Source organism: Psychrobacter sp. H7-1, assembly GCF_904846585.1.
Lineage (GTDB): Bacteria > Pseudomonadota > Gammaproteobacteria > Pseudomonadales > Moraxellaceae > Psychrobacter > Psychrobacter raelei.
In genome coordinates, this window is the sequence record NZ_CAJHBH010000096.1 from 1 (window position 1) to 1,199 (window position 1,199).

The window sequence follows — 1,199 nt, forward strand, 5'->3', positions numbered from 1 at the left end:
GGTAATCACCCCGAAAAACAATAACACGTAAAAGTAGAAACTAACTGCTAAAATACCAGCAGGAGATTTCGACATGAAAAAATCAAGATTTACCGACACTCAGATTGTTAATATACTCAAACAAGCAGAACAAGGCGTACCTGTCAGTGACATACTACGTGAACACAATATAAGCCAGAGCACGTTTTACAAATGGCGCTCCAAATATGGTGGCATGGATGCCTCATTAATTACCCGTCTTAAAGAATTAGAAGCTGAGAACGCTCGTCTGAAGAAGATGTACGCCGAGGAACGGCTTAAATCAGACATCTTACAGGACGCCATGTCAAAAAAGTGGTAGCGCCCTCTAGGCGCAAAGAGCTTGCTCAGCATTACATCAATTCCAGAGCCATTTGTATCCGTTTAGCCTGTCTGACCTTTAACATCAGCACAACCTGCTATTACTATCAGCCAAAGACAGCGGATGACAATGAGCAGATAGCTAAGCTGTTGATTGATTTAACAAGTAGTCATAAAAACTGGGGCTTTAAACTATGCTTCTTATATCTAAGAAATGTATTGGGTCTGCCTTATAACCATAAACGTGTTTATCGTATCTACCGTGAGCTTGAATTAAACCTAAGAATAAAGCCTAAACGGCGTATTAAACGAGACAAACCCCAAAAGCTTGCTGTACCTTCTAACATCAATCAAAGCTGGAGCATGGACTTTATGCACGATGCTTTAACCGATGGTCGTGCCATTAGACTCTTTAATGTCATTGATGACTTTAATCGTGAAGCATTAACCATTGAGGTTGACTTCTCATTACCCGCTCAAAGAGTGATACGCAGTTTAAATCAGCTTATAGAATGCCGTGGTAAGCCTAATCAAATCAGGTGTGATAATGGCCCTGAATACATCAGTAATGATTTAAAGGATTGGGCAACTAAGCAAGGTATCGTTATTGAATATATCGAGCCTGGTAATCCCCAGCAAAATGCTTATGTTGAACGATTTAATAAAACAGTGCGTTATGATTGGCTTAATCAAGAATTGTTTGATAGTTTAGATCAAGTGAGACAACAAGCCGAAGCTTGGATCAATCACTATAATAACGAAAGACCCAATATGGCTAATGGTGGCTTTACGCCGATTCAGAAATTTAATATGGCAGCTTAGTTCTACTTATTTAGTGTTTTAAATATGGGGGTATTTCC

Annotated in this window: 1 protein-coding gene; it reads left to right on the forward strand. The window is 39.4% G+C overall.

Annotation, left to right across the window (positions count from 1 at the left end):
- Window positions 1-73 precede the first annotated feature (73 nt).
- Window positions 74-1,161 (forward strand): IS3 family transposase gene (locus JMX92_RS13310; RefSeq protein ID WP_201546150.1). Its coding sequence is split into 2 segments (ribosomal slippage): window positions 74-326 and window positions 326-1,161, totalling 1,089 coding nucleotides; the frame shifts between segments, so codons are not numbered across the junction.
- The last annotated feature ends 38 nt before the right edge of the window (window positions 1,162-1,199 follow it).